General features: G+C 62.4%; 12 protein-coding genes and 1 pseudogene. 5 read left to right on the top strand and 8 right to left on the bottom strand.

Annotated features, from left to right (window positions below):
- Positions 1-214: 214 nt before the first annotated feature.
- On the top strand, positions 215-1,147 hold the full coding sequence (locus W911_RS04505; RefSeq protein ID WP_023786332.1) for a LysR family transcriptional regulator: 933 nt from the start codon (positions 215-217) through the stop codon (positions 1,145-1,147).
- A gap of 310 nt (positions 1,148-1,457) precedes the next feature.
- Here the strand turns inward: W911_RS04505 and W911_RS04510 are convergent.
- The 4 genes and pseudogenes from W911_RS04510 to W911_RS04525 all read right to left on the bottom strand — a co-directional run bounded on the left by W911_RS04510 (position 1,458) and on the right by W911_RS04525 (position 6,603).
- A pseudogene (locus tag W911_RS04510) lies at positions 1,458-3,745 on the bottom strand (heavy metal translocating P-type ATPase).
- A 40-nt stretch (positions 3,746-3,785) separates the two neighbouring features.
- On the bottom strand, positions 3,786-4,514 hold the full coding sequence (locus W911_RS04515; protein WP_023786333.1) for a cytochrome b/b6 domain-containing protein: 729 nt from the start codon (positions 4,512-4,514) through the stop codon (positions 3,786-3,788).
- 62 nt (positions 4,515-4,576) lie between these two features.
- Positions 4,577-5,938, bottom strand: a complete 1,362-nt coding sequence (locus W911_RS04520; protein WP_023786334.1) for a sensor histidine kinase — start codon at positions 5,936-5,938, stop codon at positions 4,577-4,579.
- An 11-nt stretch (positions 5,939-5,949) separates the two neighbouring features.
- Positions 5,950-6,603, bottom strand: a complete 654-nt coding sequence (locus W911_RS04525; protein WP_041317433.1) for a response regulator transcription factor — start codon at positions 6,601-6,603, stop codon at positions 5,950-5,952.
- Between the two features lie 168 nt (positions 6,604-6,771).
- Here W911_RS04525 and W911_RS04530 point away from each other — a divergent pair, with 168 nt between their 5' ends.
- From W911_RS04530 to W911_RS04540, 3 genes are read left to right on the top strand one after another with little or no spacing between them, the layout of a single operon-like run.
- Positions 6,772-7,827: an efflux RND transporter periplasmic adaptor subunit gene (locus tag W911_RS04530; RefSeq protein ID WP_023786336.1), complete on the top strand. Its 1,056-nt coding sequence runs from the start codon at positions 6,772-6,774 to the stop codon at positions 7,825-7,827.
- Positions 7,828-7,830: 3 nt separating this feature from the next.
- Complete coding sequence (locus W911_RS04535; RefSeq protein ID WP_023786337.1) at positions 7,831-10,950, top strand: efflux RND transporter permease subunit; 3,120 nt, start codon at positions 7,831-7,833, stop codon at positions 10,948-10,950.
- Positions 10,926-11,270, top strand: a complete 345-nt coding sequence (locus W911_RS04540; RefSeq protein ID WP_023786338.1) for a DUF3240 family protein — start codon at positions 10,926-10,928, stop codon at positions 11,268-11,270. The genes W911_RS04535 and W911_RS04540 overlap by 25 nt, the downstream gene beginning before the upstream one ends.
- 468 nt (positions 11,271-11,738) lie before the next feature.
- On the opposite strand, the gene W911_RS04545 is transcribed toward W911_RS04540, so the two are convergent.
- Complete coding sequence (locus W911_RS04545; RefSeq protein WP_023786339.1) at positions 11,739-13,175, bottom strand: ferredoxin reductase family protein; 1,437 nt, start codon at positions 13,173-13,175, stop codon at positions 11,739-11,741.
- Positions 13,176-13,365: 190 nt separating this feature from the next.
- Here W911_RS04545 and W911_RS04550 point away from each other — a divergent pair, with 190 nt between their 5' ends.
- Positions 13,366-13,758: a DUF302 domain-containing protein gene (locus W911_RS04550; protein WP_023786340.1), complete on the top strand. Its 393-nt coding sequence runs from the start codon at positions 13,366-13,368 to the stop codon at positions 13,756-13,758.
- A gap of 191 nt (positions 13,759-13,949) precedes the next feature.
- Here W911_RS04550 and W911_RS04555 read toward each other — a convergent pair whose 3' ends face one another.
- The 3 genes from W911_RS04555 to W911_RS04570 all read right to left on the bottom strand — a co-directional run bounded on the left by W911_RS04555 (position 13,950) and on the right by W911_RS04570 (position 17,450).
- The gene (locus W911_RS04555) at positions 13,950-14,396 is read right to left on the bottom strand and encodes a hypothetical protein (protein WP_023786341.1); all 447 of its coding nucleotides are present in this window, start codon (positions 14,394-14,396) and stop codon (positions 13,950-13,952) included.
- Positions 14,393-15,067, bottom strand: a complete 675-nt coding sequence (locus W911_RS04560) for a ParA family protein (protein ID WP_023786342.1) — start codon at positions 15,065-15,067, stop codon at positions 14,393-14,395. Before W911_RS04560 ends, W911_RS04555 begins: the two co-directional genes overlap by 4 nt.
- A 1,273-nt stretch (positions 15,068-16,340) precedes the next feature.
- The gene (locus W911_RS04570; protein ID WP_023786344.1) at positions 16,341-17,450 is read right to left on the bottom strand and encodes a hypothetical protein; all 1,110 of its coding nucleotides are present in this window, start codon (positions 17,448-17,450) and stop codon (positions 16,341-16,343) included.
- Positions 17,451-17,474 lie beyond the last annotated feature (24 nt).

Here is a 17,474-nt window from a genome sequence, read left to right on the forward strand (position 1 = left end):
TCGATCTGGCGCTAGCTGTTTCCTTGATCGGGCTCATCCCGGTGGAAGGGGGGAGACCCAGCCAGTTGGTTTCACCCCCTGGCGAGGCCTCGGCTCGGCGAGCCGATCGAGGCGCGACGCCGTTTCGCCTTCATGGTTGAATCTATCTCGCGGAATGGGCGAATGAAGGCTAAGTTGATTGAGACTTACTCAATGATGCATTGAGGAGCTGCACGTGCAGGCCTTCGACCGAGCGACGCTTGCCGATCTCAACGTGTTTCTGACCATCGTTCGTCGGGGAAGCATGGCAAAGGCCGCGATCGAACACGGGGTCAGCACGTCGGCGCTCAGCCATCGTATGCGCAAGTTGGAGGCACAGCTCGGCGTTAGGCTGCTCAACAGAACAAGCCGTTCGATCACGCCGACAGAAGCGGGAGGCGTGCTCGCGGTCCAACTCGAAGCTGGATTTCAGACGATCGGTGACGCGGTGCGCTCGCTCGAGCGCCACCGGCATTTCCCGGTCGGCCGGCTTCGTCTCAACGTTCTCCGCGATGCCGCTCGTCTCGTTCTCGGTCCTGTGCTGCGCCGCTATCTCGACGAGTTCCCGGATATGCACCTGGACGTGTCCGTGGACGATCATCTAGTGGACATCGTTGCGCAAGGATTCGACGCCGGCATTCGCTACGGTGACCGAGTCCCGCAGGATATGGTGGGCGTCGCATTGACGAAGGCTGCGCGCTGGGTTGTCGTCGCGGCGCCGGAGCTGATCGTCCGCACAGGGCGGCCTGAAGAACCCAAGGACCTTCTGGCGTTACCGTGCGTGCAAATGCGCGTTGGCGACAATAGCAACTTCCCCTGGGAACTCGGCAACGGTGCTGCGATGGTGCAGGTCGATGTTCGCGGTCCTTTGACTGCCAATGAAACGGAACATGCCGTCGACGCTGCAATCCGCGGCGTCGGTTTCACCTATTGTCTGGAGCGCAGGGTCAGAGCGGAGGTCGCAACCGGCGCGCTTGAGATCGTGTTGCCGGAGTGGGCCTCAGAAGGAGCGCCTTTCACGATCTACTATCCGAGCAGGAGGCAGCTCCCGCCGGGATTGCGACAGCTCATTAATGCGATCCGCGACGCAGAGAATTTGCCGCCGCTTATCGTTCCTCGCGATGAGTAGCTGCCTCCGAAAAGGAGTTGGCGCTTTCCATCCGGCCGAGACGGTTGGGAGCTTTAGATGGCCTGGACAATCGTCTACCTCTCGAAAAATTCCACTTGGTGCAGCGCTGGATAACCAGGTGTTGCATCTAACGAATTGATTGACTGATGGATTTTGGAGGCACGCTCTGTGACGTCGGCAGTGCCGAGAGAGCGGACTTTCGCATGGTGTCGGTCGCGACCGTACTGGGCTGACCTTAATATGACCGCAACACCTCCCGCAGCGGACAAGACCTATGCGAGGGCCGCCAACGGATCCGTTGTTCAAGTGCTCACGTGTTAGTAGCTGCCTCGTATATGTCTTCCTCCTGCGCATTGTGGATGCGCACAAGGGCTTCGATGGATCCGATTACCCTCTGGGCATCGCGGACGAGGTACTTGTCGGCGTCCTCGGCCTGCAGTCCACCGGCGAGGCGCGCCAGGAGCCTCGCCTGATGCAGTATCTCGCGATGTGCCCGGCTCATTGCCGACAACCCGTGCATATCAATAAGTAGCTTTGATAACCGCGGGTAAAGCGTAGCTTCGTCCTCGCGCTCGTGCGTCACAACGCTGTCTTCAACAATCGCATGCGCGCTGAGGATAAGGTCGACTGCGTACGGGCCGGTCGCGTCGTCTAGCGCGTCCGAGATCGATCGCAGCCGATCCAACTCCTGCTCGAGCAATCGGTGCTCGTCGCTCAAGGCCCGCACCATCTTGTCCGGTAGAACTTCTCGTGGTCGGTGCCAACCCGGTTTGAGAGCCCGCAGCGCATTTAGGATCACAGCGACATCGATGGCCTCCTGCGTCAAGGCACCGGCCACAGGCGTCAGCCAGCCGAAAGCGGCGAATAGCATGGCGATACTGGAAAGCCCCATGCCCGCTACGATGCTTTGGATCGCGATACGCCGGGCACGCCGGGCGATGATCACCGCCTCCGACACCCGATCAAGCCTGTCCACAACGATCACTACGTCGGCCGCTTCCGACGACGCGCTGGCGCCGCGAGCGCCTAATGCGACGCCAACGTCCGCCGCCGCGAGTGCCGGAGCATCGTTGATTCCATCTCCCACCATCAGCGTCGGGTGGAAGCGGCTCTCCAGGATGACGGCATCGACTTTATCTGATGGGACACGGTCGGATAGCACCGCATCGATATTCAGCGCAGCAGCAATCGTCTCAGCGGCGTCAGCATGATCCCCAGTGACCATCACGATGCGGGAAATCCCAGCCGCGCGCAGGGATTGCAGTGCGCGAGGCGTCTCCTTGCGCAGCTCATCAGCAAGGAGCAACGCGCCGACGACGCGGCCGTCGACCGATACGAACACGCTCAGGGCCGATCGCCAGGAGGCGCGGCGCAGCGCACGCGCGGCCCAGTCGTCCAGCTTGCGCTGCCCGAAGACGAGCTGGTGTGAGCCGACGCGGACCTTCCGCCCGGCAACCACTCCCTCGAGGCCAGAACCCATGACCTCATGCACCTCCTGGGGCATCTGCAGAGAATGACCTTGGCCGACGGCGGCAGCCACGATGGCGGCAGCCACGACATGCTGCGAAGCCTGCTCCAACGAACCGGCTAGGCGAAGCACCTCGCCAGCGTCTTCTCCGGGCGCGGTCTCGATCGCGATCAGGCGCGCTCCGCCGACTGTGAGGGTGCCTGTCTTGTCGAACAGAACGGTATGCGTCTGTGCCAGAGCATCCAGGGGCGCGCCGCCCTTTATGATGATGCCCCGACGCGCCGCCTGAGATACGCCGGCTATGAACGCGACAGGCGCCGCCAGTATGAGCGGGCAAGGCGTGGCAACTACTAGAACAGCGAGAGCGCGGATTGGATCACCCGACAGTGCCCACGCCAATCCAGCAACCACGATCGTCACCGGCAACAGCAACAGCGCGTAGCGATCCGCCAGCCGAATGAAGGCGACTTGGCAGTCTGTGCGGCGGTCACAAGCCGCACGATGCCAGCGTAGGTGCTTTCGTCGGCCGTCGCGGTTGCCGTGATCTGAAAGGTGTCACCCGCGTTGAGCGTGCCACTGCGGGCGCTCTCGCCGGCTTGCCGCGTGACAGGGATTGGCTCGCCGGTGAGCGCCGCTTCGTCGAGGACCGCACGCGGAGATGTGATCAGCCCGTCGACGGGGACGATCTCGCCGGCGCGAACGAGGATCGCGTCGCCGACTTTGACGTCACGGATGTCGACGTCCGTGATGGTCTCATCTATGCGGCGATGCGCCAGCCGCGGCGCCCGATCGACGAGCGTTTTCAAGTTGCGCTCGGCGCGGCTGACCGCATAATCCTCGAGCACCGTTCCGCCCGTGTACATGATGGCGACGACAATCGCCGCCAGCGGCTGCTGGAGAAGAAGGGCGGCTGACATGGCCAGAAGCGCGATGGCGTCGACGCCCATACGTCCGGCTGTCAAATCGCAGACGATGGAGACGGCGAGCGCAATGACGACGGGGATCGTTGCCGCGGTCCACATCCACCCAGCCGTCGCAGGATAGCCTGCGAGAAATGCGCTGCCGCCGAATATGAGGCCGAGCAGAGCGGCAACAGCAAGGGTGCATCTGGCGAAGCGTTCCTCGACCATGACGCTCCTCGAAGGTCGACGACAGAGGCAAGCTCGCATCCTAAGGAGCGTCGGGCGGAGGTCGCGAAAGTATTTTGCGGCCGGTGAACATTGCCGACGTGATGCTGCCGCCCTCACGCACTTCGGTGACAACGATCGCGGCGATGTGGATGGCGATCAGAACGGTCAGTGCATAGAAGCCGAGTTCGTGCACTTGGACAAACGGACTGCGGAACGCGCGCATGGCGGCGTAAGACGTTGGATCGATAAGTTCGGTTGCCCCCGGTACGACCGAGGATGGGTCGACGCCTGGAGCGGCAACCCACGCCGCGAACCAATGGCCAAACGGCGGCCAATAGAGGTCGGCCCCTGCCAGAATTAGGCCGGTCACCGCCTGGAGAAGTAATAGCAAGAAGAGCAGCGCAACGGCGATGCGCGCAAGCGGGTTGTGCCCCACATACTGTTGGGGTTCTCCCGCAAGGAACGACGCTGTATAGGCGCGCAATGCTGCAAGATAGCCGGGACCGCCGGGAATAACGGCACGCCAATTCGCGTAACTGTTCCCGAAAAACGCCCAAGCAAACCGCCACATCAGATTAACAGCCATGACGTAGCCGAAGGAAACGTGGACATCCTTGAGTATAACCTTACCCGGCGCGGAAAGTCCGAGCGGATTGCCGAAAAGAATGTCGAGGCCGGTACCCACGAGGCCAATGACGGCGAGCACGTTGATCCAGTGGAACCAGCGGGTAGGAGCATCCCACGCGGCATATTCTTTGAGCTCAGACATGAACTGTTCCTCGCGGTAGTGGAATTCTTACATACGTGCGGGCCGGCCCATCTTGATCCGCATCAATCGGCTCGCTGGCTCAAACTGGGCAGCGCGAGCTGTGCTCTAAGGCCGCCGAGTACTGATTGGCCAAGCGTGATCTTGCCACCGTAGAGCTGCACCAGATCACGAACGATAGCCAGGCCGAGCCCAGAGCCCCCGCCTTCATTTCTCCAGCGCTCTCCGACGTTGAAGACGACGTCCCATGCCTCGGGCGGCAACCCTGGGCCGTCGTCCTCGACGACAATCCGGATAAAGCCGGGTGCAACCTTGTCGTCGAGCCGCACTGCGACCGCCGTCTTGGCGTGCTTGCAGGCGTTGTCGATGAGGTTACCCAGCATCTCGTTCAGATCCTGGACTTCGCAGGCGGCCATCACGCCGGGAGGAATCTCGTTGTCGATGCGCAAGCTGCGGTCCGCATGCAGACGCGTCAACGCTCGGACGACAGAGTCAGCCGCATCGGTGAGCGACGCAGCGATACCGGGCCTTGCCCTCGAAGCAGCAGTGCGCGCACGCGCGATCTGATAGTCGATCTGGCCCTGCATGCGTCGGCATTGTTCGTAGATGACCGCGGCCGATTGTTCATCGCCTTTCTGTCTAAGCTGGTGCGCCTCATCGGTCAGAATCGCCAGCGGCGCCTTGAGGCCATGCGCGATGTTTCCCGCCTGCGCCCGAGCGCGTTGAATCTGCTCGCCAGATGCAGCAAGAAGACTGTTGAGGTCGTCGATAAGTGGCTGCACCTCGTCGGGAAATTGACCTCGCATGTCCGCGGTTGCGCCGGAACGGTAGTTCGCAAAGGCTGTCCGTAGGCGGCCGATGGGCGCCATGGCATAGGCCAGCAGCAAGCCCGCTACGACGATCATGGATAGCGAAAACAGGCCGAGCGACCATAAAAGCACGCTGTTGAACCGGTCGAGGACTTTATCGAGGAGGCGTTTGTCCGTCCCCATTATGATCCGGGTCGGCTCCTTCACTCCGCCCATCCAGCGCAGCCGTTCGGCAATCAAGAGCGCGCCGGTCGGCCCCGAAATGCTGTGGTAGTGAACCTGAGCATCGCTACCCGCATCGATCGGCACCTGCAGCATGGGCCCTTCGAGCGAGTTCGACCGAGCGGAAATCGCTCCGTTCCTCTGTACCTCCCAATAAAAGCCGGAGAGCGGCACCGAGTAGCGCGGGTCACTTAATGCGCGCTGCATATGAACGCGACCGCCTTCGTCGACCTCGGCGATGCCTTCGAGTTCGTCGAGATGCTCTTCCAGCTCCTGGTTGAATTGCTCCGTCAGAAAGCCCTTGAACTCACCGGACAGAAGAACCCCAGCAATGCTGACGCCCGCCACGACCCAGATGGCGGCGACGATGATAAGGCGGGCACGGAGACTGCGCATTGCTGTGCTTCTCAATCCATGCGATAGCCGAGGCCACGCACCGTGGTGATGATGTCGCGACCCAGCTTTCGCCGTAGGCGGCTGATGTAGACTTCGATGGTATTGGACTCAGCACTTTCCTCCAGGGCGTAGAGATGCTCCATCAGCTCGTTCTGCGAGATGACGCGCCCCGCGCGATGCATGAAGTAAGTCAGCATGCGCAGTTCCGAGGCGGTGAGATTGACAGACTTACCGGCGATGGCGACCCTGCCGGCGACGGTGTCGAGGCTGATGTCCTTGTGCGTCAGGACAGAGTTCGCTGCGCCGGACTTTCTGCGAATGAGTGCGCGCAGCCGCGCCACGACCTCGGGAATATGGAACGGCTTGGTGATGTAGTCGTCTGCACCCGCGTTCAGCCCCTCTACCTTTTCTGCCCACGTGCCGTGGGCGGTAAGGATGAGCACAGGCATGTCGCGCTTTGCGGCGCGCCATTTGCGCAGAACTGTCAGTCCTTGCATGTTGGGTAGGCCGAGATCGAGTATGGCGGCATCGAACTCATCGTGGGCTCCCATCGCGTAGCCGTCCTCGCCGTTCTGCGCGCGGTCGACGACGAACCCTTCCGGGCGCAGCCCGGTGACGAGGCGCGCGGCAATGTCATTGTCGTCCTCGACCAGCAGTATGCGAATGACGAGCCTCCACAGCCAAGGTCGCACTTTTAGGCGCTCTACCTGAATTCGACCTGAAAAGCTCGATGCCCTGGGCAATATGTCGTCCGGCAGGGCGACGCACCCGCGTTTCAGGTTGGTTTCAGGTACGCGTGCGACAGCTGTAACCCGATCTGGAGGTTACGGCCCATGTCTTTAATCAAATGTCTGACAGCTTCAGTGGCATTTATCGCCTGGGCGGCGCACGAGTCTGTGCAAAGCGCTGAAATCGCCGTTTCCCAAGCCCAGATCGACCGTCTCGAGATCCACCTCGAGGAGGCGCGCCCGGCCACACAGGAGGCGGTTGCCCTCCTGCCCGCCACCATCATCCCCCCGATGAACAGCCGCATTGCTGTGCCCGCGCCCTTCGCCGGCACCGTCGTATCCGTGCACGTTCTGCCCGGCCAATCCGTCGAGCAGGGTCGCACACTGATGACGATTGCAAGCCGCGAGCTTGTCGAGACGCTCTCTCAGTTGCGCCAAGCGGAAGCCAACCTCGCCGTTGCGAGCGCCGTCGCCGAACGCTATCGCGGGCTTGCTGAGAAGAATATCGCCTCTCCGACGCGCGCAGCCGAGACCGAAGCGCAGCGCGCAGGACTTGAGGCTGTCGTCGATGAGCATCGGCGGCTTGTTTCCCTGGGCAAAATCAAGACCGATCCCGACGGCAGCTATGCACTGATCGCCCCGCGTGCCGGCCGCATTGTCGAGGCGAACGTCGCGCCAGGGGCCAGCATCGGCGCCATGCAAGCGGCCGTGGTTTTCGACACGAGCGATGAGCTGTGGGTTGAGGCGCAACTGCCGGCGTCGTTGGTCGGCAAAGTGCATCCCGGCGACAGCATCACGTTGGAGGATGGCACTAAGGGCAAGGTCCTTTCGGTTGGGCACACGCTCGATCCGAAGACTCGCTCGAGCACGCTCACCGGCACCATCCCCGGTTCGGCCGGTGTCGTTCCGGGGCAGATGGTGACCCTCAGCATACATAGACAGGCCGCCATCAGCAGCGTCGAGGTTCCCGCACAAGCGGTTGTTTGGCTGGGCGCGGCTCCCAGTGTCTTCGTGCGAACGGAAATGGGATTTGCCGTGCAGCCCGTAGTCCTCAAGGGCAAGACGCTACGCGCGGCCACGATCGGAGGTGGCCTCACAGCGGGGCAGAAGATCGCCGTATCAGGGCTCGCTCAGCTCGAAAACATGATTGGTGCGGAGTAAGCTATGCTGCGCCGTATAGTCGAGTTGACACTCACGCAACGGGCCTTCGTGCTGCTGTGCACGCTGCTGGTCGCCGTGGCGGGCAGCTATTCCTTTCTGCACCTACCCATCGACGCTTTCCCGGATATCTCATCTATCCAGGCGAAGATCATTATGAAGGCGCCGGGGATGACGCCTGAGGAGGTGGAGACCCGAGTCATCGCGCCGATCGAGCTGGAACTGCTCGGCATTCCGCGCCAGACGGTCCTGCGCTCGTCGGCGAAGTACGCGATTGCCGACATCACCATCGACTTCGAGGACGGCACGGACATCTATTGGGCTCGCCAGCAGGTGACTGAGCGACTGGCCGACGCCAGGGACGCGCTACCATCCAACGTTTCCGGCGGGCTCGCGCCGATTTCCACGCCGCTGTCTGACGTTTTCATGTTCACCATCGAGGGCGGCAACCTCTCGCTGGAAGACCGGCGCAGTCTGCTCGACTGGACCATCCGCCCAGCTCTCCGGACGATACCGGGGGTCGCCGACGTCAATGCGCTCGGCGGTTTGGTGCGCACGTTCGAGGTCGTGCCCGACAGCGCGGCGCTGGCGTCTGCGGGGTTAAGTGTCGCCGATATCAAAGATGCGATCGCGTCGAGCAATCGCAATGACGGTGCTGGGCGACTTTCCGACGGCGAGAAGGCACTCGTCGTGCGCTCTGAGGGCGCCATTCGCACGCCAGCGGACTTACAGCAGGTCGTCCTCAGGTCGGAGGGCGGCAAGGTATTGCGACTGCAGGATGTCGCCACGGTCGGCATCGGTAGCCTCACCCGCTATGGAGCCGTCACCAAGGATGGACGCGGCGAAGCAGTGCAGGGCCTCGTGCTCTCGCTGCGCGGCGCCGATGCCAGCGCGATCGTAAAGGACGTGCAAGCGCGGCTCGAAACGCTAAAGCCAAGTTTACCAGAAGGCGTAACGCTGCAAGTCTTCTATGACCGTTCTGACCTCATTCAACGCGCCGTGGGTACCGTCACCAAAGCACTGATCGAAGCGACGGTGCTGGTCGTCATCCTGCTGCTCGCCTTTCTCGGAAGCCTACGCGCCTCCCTCGTCGTGGCGGTCACGCTGCCAATGGCTGCGCTCAGCACATTTTTGATGATGAAGCTCTTCGGCATGTCCGCGAACCTCATGAGCCTCGGTGGGCTCGCCATTGCCATCGGCCTCATCGTCGATGCTGCGGTTGTCGTTGTCGAGAATACGGTCGAGCGTCTCAATCATCATGCGGACGACGCGCGCATTCCGCTCTTGCGTCAAGTCTACCAGGCGGCAGCAGAGGTCGTCACGCCGGTTGCCTCGGGCATCATTATTATCTGCCTAGTCTTCCTGCCGCTGCTCTCGCTTCAAGGGCTCGAGGGCAAGCTGTTCGCGCCCGTGGCGATTACTATCATTTTTGCTCTTTCGAGCTCGCTGCTGCTCTCACTCACCCTGATCCCGGCTCTGTCGTCGCTCTTCCTGCGCGGCCGCGCCCATAAGAACCCGATCTTGATGCGCGTCATCGAGGCCGGATACGGCCCACTTCTGCGCTTTTGCCTGGCACATCCTATGCCCGTCTACGTCGCCGCTGCCGCCGGAGCGGCCGTAATGGCCTTTGCCTATCTCGCCGTTGGCAAGTCGTTTATGCCGACCATGGACGAGGGGTCGGTCATCATGCAAACGACCAAGCTCCCCTCGATCAACCTTGAGGAAAGCGTTGCGACCGACCTGCGCATTCAGCGCGTCCTTCTAGAGAAGGTGCCGGAGGTCGACCACGTCGTAGCGCGCGTCGGCTCTGATGAGCTGGGGCTCGACCCCATGAGCCCCAACGATACCGACGCGTTCCTGGTCCTCAAACCCAAGGACCAGTGGCGCGTGCCGGATAAGGAGTGGTTGCTGGACCAGCTGCGCGCAGCCATGACCGAGCTGCCGGGTGTCGAATTCGCCTTTACGCAACCGATCGAGATGCGCACTTCCGAGATGCTGACCGGCGCGCGCGGCGACTTGGCGGTGAAGATTTTCGGGCCGGATCTTAAGCAGCTCGCCCAGCTTGCCGGTCGCGTCCAAGCGTCGATCGCTGGGGTCAAAGGGGCGTCCGAGGTGTTCACGGCTTCCAACGATACGGTGGACTATCTGCAGATCGACGTGGATCGCCTCACGGCAGGGCGCACGGGCCTTTCTGTGACGCGTATCGAGGACGAGCTGCGCGCGCTTTTGGAGGGTGCACCGGCCGGCATCGTCGCCGAGGCGCAGAAGCGGACCAACATCGTGATCCGCGGACCTGAGGCCCTGCGCAGAGCGCCCGAGCTGTTCATGCAGAGCCAGTTGGCTGCCGGAGACGGCGGCCTCGTCCGCATCGGCGACATCGCCCGACTGCATCGCACGGCGGGCCTCGTCAAGGTGGACCGCGAGAACGCTTCGCGCTTTGCCATTGTGCAGGCCTACGTTTCCGGGCGCGATCTCGTTGGCTTCGTTGAGGATGCTCAGAAGGCAGTTGCGACCGCGGTAGAGCTCCCCCCCAGCTACCACCTCGTTTGGGGCGGCGAGTTTGAGAATCAGCGGCGAGCAGCCGCGCGCCTCGCAATCGTCGTTCCGATCGCCCTGGTGCTCATCTTCCTCGTGCTGTTTGCGACCCTGCGCTCGGTGCGCCAGGCTGTGCTGATCCTAGCCAACGTTCCGTTTGCTCTGATCGGCGGCGTTCTCGCGCTCTGGGTAGCAAGCGAGTATTTGTCGGTGCCGGCGTCGGTCGGGTTCATTGCGCTGCTCGGTATCGCCGTTCTGAACGGTCTAGTCCTCGTCAGCTACTTCAACCGGCTCCTCGTTGCCGGCATGCCGCTCGAGCAGGTGGTTTTCGAAGGTTCCCTTAGGCGCCTGCGCCCCGTGCTCATGACGGCGAGCATCGCCGCCTTTGGTTTGGTCCCGCTGATGTTCGCCAGTGGACCAGGCTCCGAGATCCAAAAGCCGCTCGCGATCGTCGTAATCGGTGGCCTGATCACCTCGACGGCACTCACCCTCGTTCTGCTGCCCATCCTCTTCCGCCGCTTCGGCGCTGCCGCGTGCTCGGCCGACCCTCAAACACGGAGCCTGTCATGGACCAACTCCTTCGCAAGCTGACGCTGATCTATCCGCCAACGGTGGAGGATCACATTGTCGATCTCTTGGTGAATGCGGAGCCGCCACTCGCCGGATTCACGACGTGGAAGGCGGACGGCCACGGCCAGGACTTCAGCATGGCAAGCGTGCGTGAACGCGTGCGCGGCCGGGCGGCGCGCGGCGTGCTCGCCGTGGTGCTTCCGCGCTCGCGGCTTGGCACCGTCCTGGAGGAAATTCGCTCAAGGGTGGGAACCCCCGACCTCACGTATTGGATCGAGCCTGTAGAGTCGATCGGTCGACTTGCGCGCGTCGATGCGGACTCCGCGCCGGTTGCTGCATGACCGATTATCTAACATTCATCTTGATGCTCATCCCATCGGTCGTGCTCGTCGCTGGTGCCTGCGCCGTTGCCATCTGGGCGGCGCGCTTGCCGGACGAGCAATCGTCCCTCGTTGCAAGGCTCACTGGGGCAACCGATGCCAGTGGCTCGGGCTCGTCCCCACCAAACAAACTCGACTGACACAGGGAGGATCAACTGAGCCGTCTTAGACTCACACTGATCGCCACCGTAATTGCGGCATCATGCTTTCCGCCGCGCACCGCCGCCGCTGCCGACGCACCTGTCTTCCAGGCGCAATGCGCAAGCTGTCACCCGCGAGCCCGCACGCTGGCGCGACGTCTGGAAGGGGAGAGCGCCGATGCCCGCTCAGCGGCACTCGTCAAGTTTCTCGAGAAGCACCATTCCGGCGATGCGCAGACACGCGCTGCCATCGCCGAGTATCTCGTGGGCCTATCGCTGCAATGACAGGCTAGCGAAGGCTGAAGGCTGTCATGGCTGCAACCAATGCCAGAAACACGAGCAGTGCCTGCCGCTGCCGTGCTCGGTCTAGCCGCCCTTTTCCGGCGCCATAGTCGAACCGTTCATAAAGGATGGAGGCAGGGGGAACGCCAATATCCAATAGGGCGTCGGCGGCAACCTCCATCATACGTGGGGGGCCGCAAATGAGCACGACGGCCTTGCCCGTATCTGAGGCTCCAACGAGTCTCTTAACGAACGATGCGCGCAGTGGCCCCGCCTCGCACTCTGTCTGCCTCGGATCATCATCGACAAGATAGCTGATCGACAGATCGAGCTGCGATTGTAGCTCACGCAGTCGATCCTTCAAGACCAAGCCGCTTGGCTTTCTCACTGCATAAAGGAGGCGATACGGTCTTGCGTCGCGCCGTGCGGCGGCCGCTTCCAAAATTCCAAGGAGTGGGGCGATCCCCACGCCACCCGCGACGAGGATTACCTGCGAGGCATTGGGCGGGAGGCAGAAGCTGCCGTGCGGACCGTCGACCGCGACCCGGGTACCAGGGAGAATGCCTTCGAAGGTGCGAGTGCAGTCGCCCACCTCGCTGATCACAAGCCGAAGTCGCGGCAGATCAGCGGGAGAGGATGCAATCGAGAACGGGTGATCGTGGAAGGGGGGCCGCTTGGGGGCGAGCGTCATCCAGATAAACTGCCCGGCGCGAAACCGCAGCTGCGTTGTTGGTGGGCCGCGCAGGATCATCTCGACGACGCGCTCGCCGACGCGCCGAACGCGTTCGACACGCCAATCCTCGCGCCACATTTGCCAGGGCCTCACGACATAAACCGATAGCGCTGCAGCTGCCGCGGCCGCAGTGAGGACAAACCAGACGATGCGCAGCACCGTTTCGTCAGTGTAAGCACCCGCCGTGACAGCGTGATGGAGAATTAAGCCGGCGACGACGATGGCGAGCGGCCCGTGCGTGATGCGCCACATTTCGTAGCGGATGAACGGCCGCGTACGGATCGTAGCGAGGCACACAATCACGAACAGACCTGCGAGAGCTATGACACCCGTGCGCAACCTGGGACTGGCCAGCATGCCAAGAAGGCGGCGCCAAGCAGCGATGGGGTCAGCGAACAACGTATCTGAGAGGTAGAGAAGTGGATGCAGCGTCGCAAATGCTAGAAGGACGCAGGCCGCGATGCGATGGAACCCCATCGTGCGGTCAATGCCCATGCGTCCCGAGATGCTTTCGAAGCGCCCGGAGCTCAGAAACTGCAGAAACAGCAGCGCTGCCCCCGTAAGTCCCAGAGCAGTCGCAAATTCGCTGGGAGCACTGGCCGGCTCGATCCCAGTTACAGCGGCGGCGAACATGGGCGAGAGCGCAGCCAAGACATACAAGAGCGCGACGACGGCCCCGGGCAGCCCGGGGGTTCTGGTCTGCAATTCCATTTAGCCACCATTCAGCCCCTGCCCGACTTCCGCCCAGCTCTATCCCGAGACGACGTACTCAGAACTGATCGGGGTCAAGGTGGTGTAGTAGTTTCGTTGTATTGTCAGTTCTGCTCAGCCGGCCATCTCATACTGCCCGAGCGCGGTCATCCGGCGGAACGATGAAGGGAACGTAAGCAGCGGTATCTTAATGACCTACTACTTCAACACGACACTAACCACTGCATTCGAGGACGCTGTGGCTCGGACAGTCCTGGCCCTTAAAGCGGAGGGCTTCGGCATCATCAGCGACATCGACGTGCAGAAAACGTTGCAAGAGAAGATAGGCGTTGCCTTTCGGCCTTACCGGATTCTCGGCGCGTGCAATCCAAAACTTGCGCACGAAGCCCTTCAGCTGGAAGACAAAATCGGGACCATGCTACCGTGCAACGTGGTTGTGCAGGCCTTAGCCGACGGCAATGTTGAGATCGCGGCGATCGACCCCGTAGCTTCAATGCAGGCTGTCGACAATCTGCGGCTCAAAGAAGCCGCGGCTGATGTCGGGCAGAGGCTGAAGCGCGCGATTGGCAGCATTGTCGGGTAGGTAGAACATCCGAAGGCCCATAACACCTTGGGGTACAAGCGGGCGCCAGCCCATCCGCGACCTCGACCGGTCTACCCTTAACAAGGGGCATTGTTGGCGACGATTTTAGCGTCGCTACACATTGAGCGCCCGACTTCGGCTTCTGGGACCTTGCCGACGAACCTCCAAGAGGGATGCCCCTTCCCCCGGCCCTACCGCAAGCGCCGACCGTCTTCCAACAGGTCGGCGTCGGCGATATCGATGCCGGCGTCCTTCAAGAGGCGCATGATGATATGGCGAACCGAGACCATTTCGCGGGCGGCGCGGCTTTTGAGATCGACCCAGGCATAGTCGGGAAGTTCCACGTTCAACGACTTCATGCGGCTGCGCGGCGTCGGTTGATTGTCCTCTGGTGCTTGCGGCGCGGCCTGCCTGCGTGCACTGCGTCTGAGGCGGGTCCGTTTGCCGGGCATGGTTTCGGCGGCAGGCGCGGTTACGGCGCGGCCCTCCTCCGCCTCCGGCTCAACGCCCCGTGACGTGGTCGAGGGTGCCGGCGTCGTGAGTGTGGGAATGCCGCGCCGGGCGGCTTCGGCATCGAGACGCGCATCAAATTCTTCGAGCTGCAAGGGCGGGAAGCCGGGTTTGGCGGATGGGCTCATGCTGCATGCTCCGCCTTCCGGGTTGCCCCCTCCCCTTCCCCGATGACGAGCACCTCATCGATGAGGGTGCGGATTTCGAGGCCTGCACCCTTATTCGGCTCGGCGGCCGAGGGCGGTGTGCCGACCAGGAACATCTCCTTGTAGGCGGAGCGTTCAACGAGGGCGGTACGAAACAGCGGCAGCCCGTGCCGTTCCATTTCGTCGTAGGCATAGTCGGTGACGCGGGTGCGCAGCGGAAAGACCTTGGTGAGCAGCAGCCGATACGGCACCTCCCTGCCCGTCTCCTGCGCAACGGCACGGATATCGGAGACGACGCGCAGCGCCTCGTAAAGATCGAGCTCGGAGGCCTGGCTTGGAATGATGACGAGATCGGACCGTGCGATGGCCTTGAGCACGGTGGCTTCGCGCACACCTGGCAGATCGATGATGACATGATCGGGCGGTGTGCCGGTGAAGAGCTCGAGGAAGTAGCCCGTGAACTCCTCACGCGCGACGGCATCGATGGTGAGCCCTGGAATGGAGACCTTACGGCTCCATCGTGAAAGCGCCTGGGCCTGATCGAGATCGATGACCTGGACGTTGGCCCCGGCGAGCGCGAGGCCGGCGGCGACGGACGCGGCGGTGGTGGATTTGCCGACGCCGCCTTTTGAGGAGGCAAAGGAAATAATCATGACGCACTATAGAAAATAGACATTAAACCGAATCATGAAAACAAGGATGCCATACAACACGAAAGAATTGAATCCCCGAAATGCCCAAGTGTGGAATTCAACAAACAAACAGTCCGGCAATGGCGCAATTCGGCAATTCCCCAAGCGCACGGTTGCCCAAATAAAGATGAGCGCAAGTGCGCTTTTGCGCTTTTGCACGATGGGGCCATTGGGCAAATCCACATTTGCGCAGTTGGCAAGGCGCGCACACTGTTTCCCGGCGGCACGTCCCGCGCGCGCTGTTCGACAGAGGTCTTGCTTTCCAGAATACGGATCGCCGCACGGGGCCGACGTTGACTGCTGATGGGCCTGTTCGGTGCGGGGTGTGGAAGCGTGTTGCGGTCCATCATCGCGCTCCTCGTGCATCTGTGGGCCAAAGCGGGCGGCATCGACGACCGGACGCGAGAGTGTGACCCACGTCTGGCTCTCACCACGCGACCCATCGGCACAATTTCCCTGGCGAGAGCGCTTCGCCCTGGCCCGATCGATGCTGCTCTGTTGCGACGCTTGAAGCGGGCCATCGACCGTCATCGGATCCAGAACATCGGCACGAGCGTGCCCTCCTGCGCCACAACGGCGATCTTTCGGCCGCTGCAAAGCTCGCCTGCTTTGTTGCCGCAGGGGCCGCTTGCTCGTCTCGCCGAGCAACAGTCGCGATCGCTCACACAGGCGCAGATGTTTGGGGCTTGTAGGGATGTGCTTGCCCTTTGCCGATAAGACCCAAGCGTATCGGCCGGATGGCCGATGCCATCTCGGAGGTGCGGCGCAGCGCGCGAAACGCGCGCGGAGGGTGAGGGGACACATACGTCGGGACCGCGTGTGCGGTCCCGTCCATATCGACCGAGCCAAGGCGAGGCTTTCACCACGCGATCCCAGGAGAAGAAGGGATAAGAGAAAGGAAAGGATACGCTGCCGGCTCTGTCGAGTCGCGCCTTGCGGGGCGCGGGCTAGAGCGTCGCGGTCTGCACGGTCCACCTTCCACCACGCGGCGCGCAGCATGCTCCACCTTCCGCATGTGCGGCGTCTCCGGACGGTCCACCTCGTGCTTGTGCACGCTCCACCTTCTGCATCGGGGCGGGCCTGCATGCTCCACCTCCCGCGCCGCCTGTGGGTAAGTCTGTGGGCAAATGCCTTGGAAGGGGCGCTGCATGCTCCGCCTCCCGTCTGCTGCACGCTCAACCTTCCTGAAGGTGCACGCATCGCCTCCCGCCTCAACCGGCAAGACGCCATCTCTTCACCGAAGTGCGCGGGCGGCGCTGATTGGAATGCGATTGCTGGCACCATCGATCGTGGTGCGCGCTTCTTGGGCGCGGGCGTTGGCGGCCTTGATGTCGCTGACGAAGTCCACATGCGGCGTCAGTGTGAAGAGGACATCGCGGATGCTGGCCCCATCCATGCGGCGCGCGCTGTCGGTGGCGAGCAGCACGCGATGTGCGATGAGTTCGTCGAGGGCGCGTTCGATGCTCTTGAGGTTGGCGCTCGTTCGGCAATTGTGCAAAAGCCCCGAGTCGCGATCGATGGTGGAATAGAGAATGCGGTAGGGGTGCGTCAGGTGAGCGTTGGTGTACTCGTGACTGAGCCGTTTGTGCAGCCATCGCGCGAGTGGCGACTTGAGGCTCATCAGCACGGCGTAGTTGAACTGCCGGTAGGAGAGGGCATTGATACTGGCACTCAACAGGGCCGGCAGGCGGGCCGTCCACATGGATTTGGGATCTTCGGCCAGATCGAGGCGGGTAACGCGGGTGAGATCGCTGAGAATGGGGTTGGTGTAGACGGCGCGCTTTGCCCCTCGACCTTCGATGGCGACGTCGACGACAGTCTTGGAGAGGATTTCGAGGGATTGCTTGATTTCCGCGATCGAGCGCGTGCGGCCGCGCCGGGCGAGTTCGGTACGGATCATATGTAAAGTGAAGCGCACCCAGCTCTCGCCGCGTCGGCTGTCGTGATAGCCGCAGGCTTGATCGGTGAAGATCTTCTTGAGCACCTCTTCGATGAGCTCCTCATCGGTCGAGGGATAGAAGTCGACCCGCTTGCCGTCGATGAGGAGGCTTGCCGGCTGCAGGCTCAAGGTGCAGGTGAGCGTTGGGTTTCCGGCCTTGGGCGCCGGACGGTAGTCGAACGCGCGCTGATAGAGCGGCAGGCGTCCCGACGCGTCGCGCAGAAGTGCCTGCATGCGCGCGGAGAAGCTGTACTTGGGGAGGGCATCCCAGAGCTCGATGGTGTTGGAGAGGTTTTCGGGCTTGCCGAAGAAGCGTGTGAAGAGGTCGTACTGAAGGTCCTGCGCGCCTGCGGGCAGGGCGGAAGCTGCGGCAGGACAACTGCCATCTGAGACGCGCGAAACCACGGCCCGATGCTGCCGCCAGGCAAC

This window comes from Hyphomicrobium nitrativorans NL23 (assembly GCF_000503895.1).
GTDB classification, from domain to species: domain Bacteria; phylum Pseudomonadota; class Alphaproteobacteria; order Rhizobiales; family Hyphomicrobiaceae; genus Hyphomicrobium_C; species Hyphomicrobium_C nitrativorans.

Bases quoted from the DNA above. Each gene is read 5' to 3' on its own strand.
- W911_RS04555 (WP_023786341.1), bottom strand. From the start codon at position 14,396: ATGAGCCCATCCGCCAAACCCGGCTTCCCGCCCTTGCAGCTCGAAGAA.
- W911_RS04535 (WP_023786337.1), top strand. From the start codon at position 7,831: ATGCTGCGCCGTATAGTCGAGTTGACACTCACGCAACGGGCCTTCGTG.
- W911_RS04545 (WP_023786339.1), bottom strand. From the start codon at position 13,175: ATGGAATTGCAGACCAGAACCCCCGGGCTGCCCGGGGCCGTCGTCGCG.
- W911_RS04520 (WP_023786334.1), bottom strand. From the start codon at position 5,938: ATGCGCAGTCTCCGTGCCCGCCTTATCATCGTCGCCGCCATCTGGGTC.
- W911_RS04540 (WP_023786338.1), top strand. From the start codon at position 10,926: ATGGACCAACTCCTTCGCAAGCTGACGCTGATCTATCCGCCAACGGTG.
- W911_RS04550 (WP_023786340.1), top strand. From the start codon at position 13,366: ATGACCTACTACTTCAACACGACACTAACCACTGCATTCGAGGACGCT.
- W911_RS04530 (WP_023786336.1), top strand. From the start codon at position 6,772: ATGTCTTTAATCAAATGTCTGACAGCTTCAGTGGCATTTATCGCCTGG.
- W911_RS04560 (WP_023786342.1), bottom strand. From the start codon at position 15,067: ATGATTATTTCCTTTGCCTCCTCAAAAGGCGGCGTCGGCAAATCCACC.
- W911_RS04515 (WP_023786333.1), bottom strand. From the start codon at position 4,514: ATGTCTGAGCTCAAAGAATATGCCGCGTGGGATGCTCCTACCCGCTGG.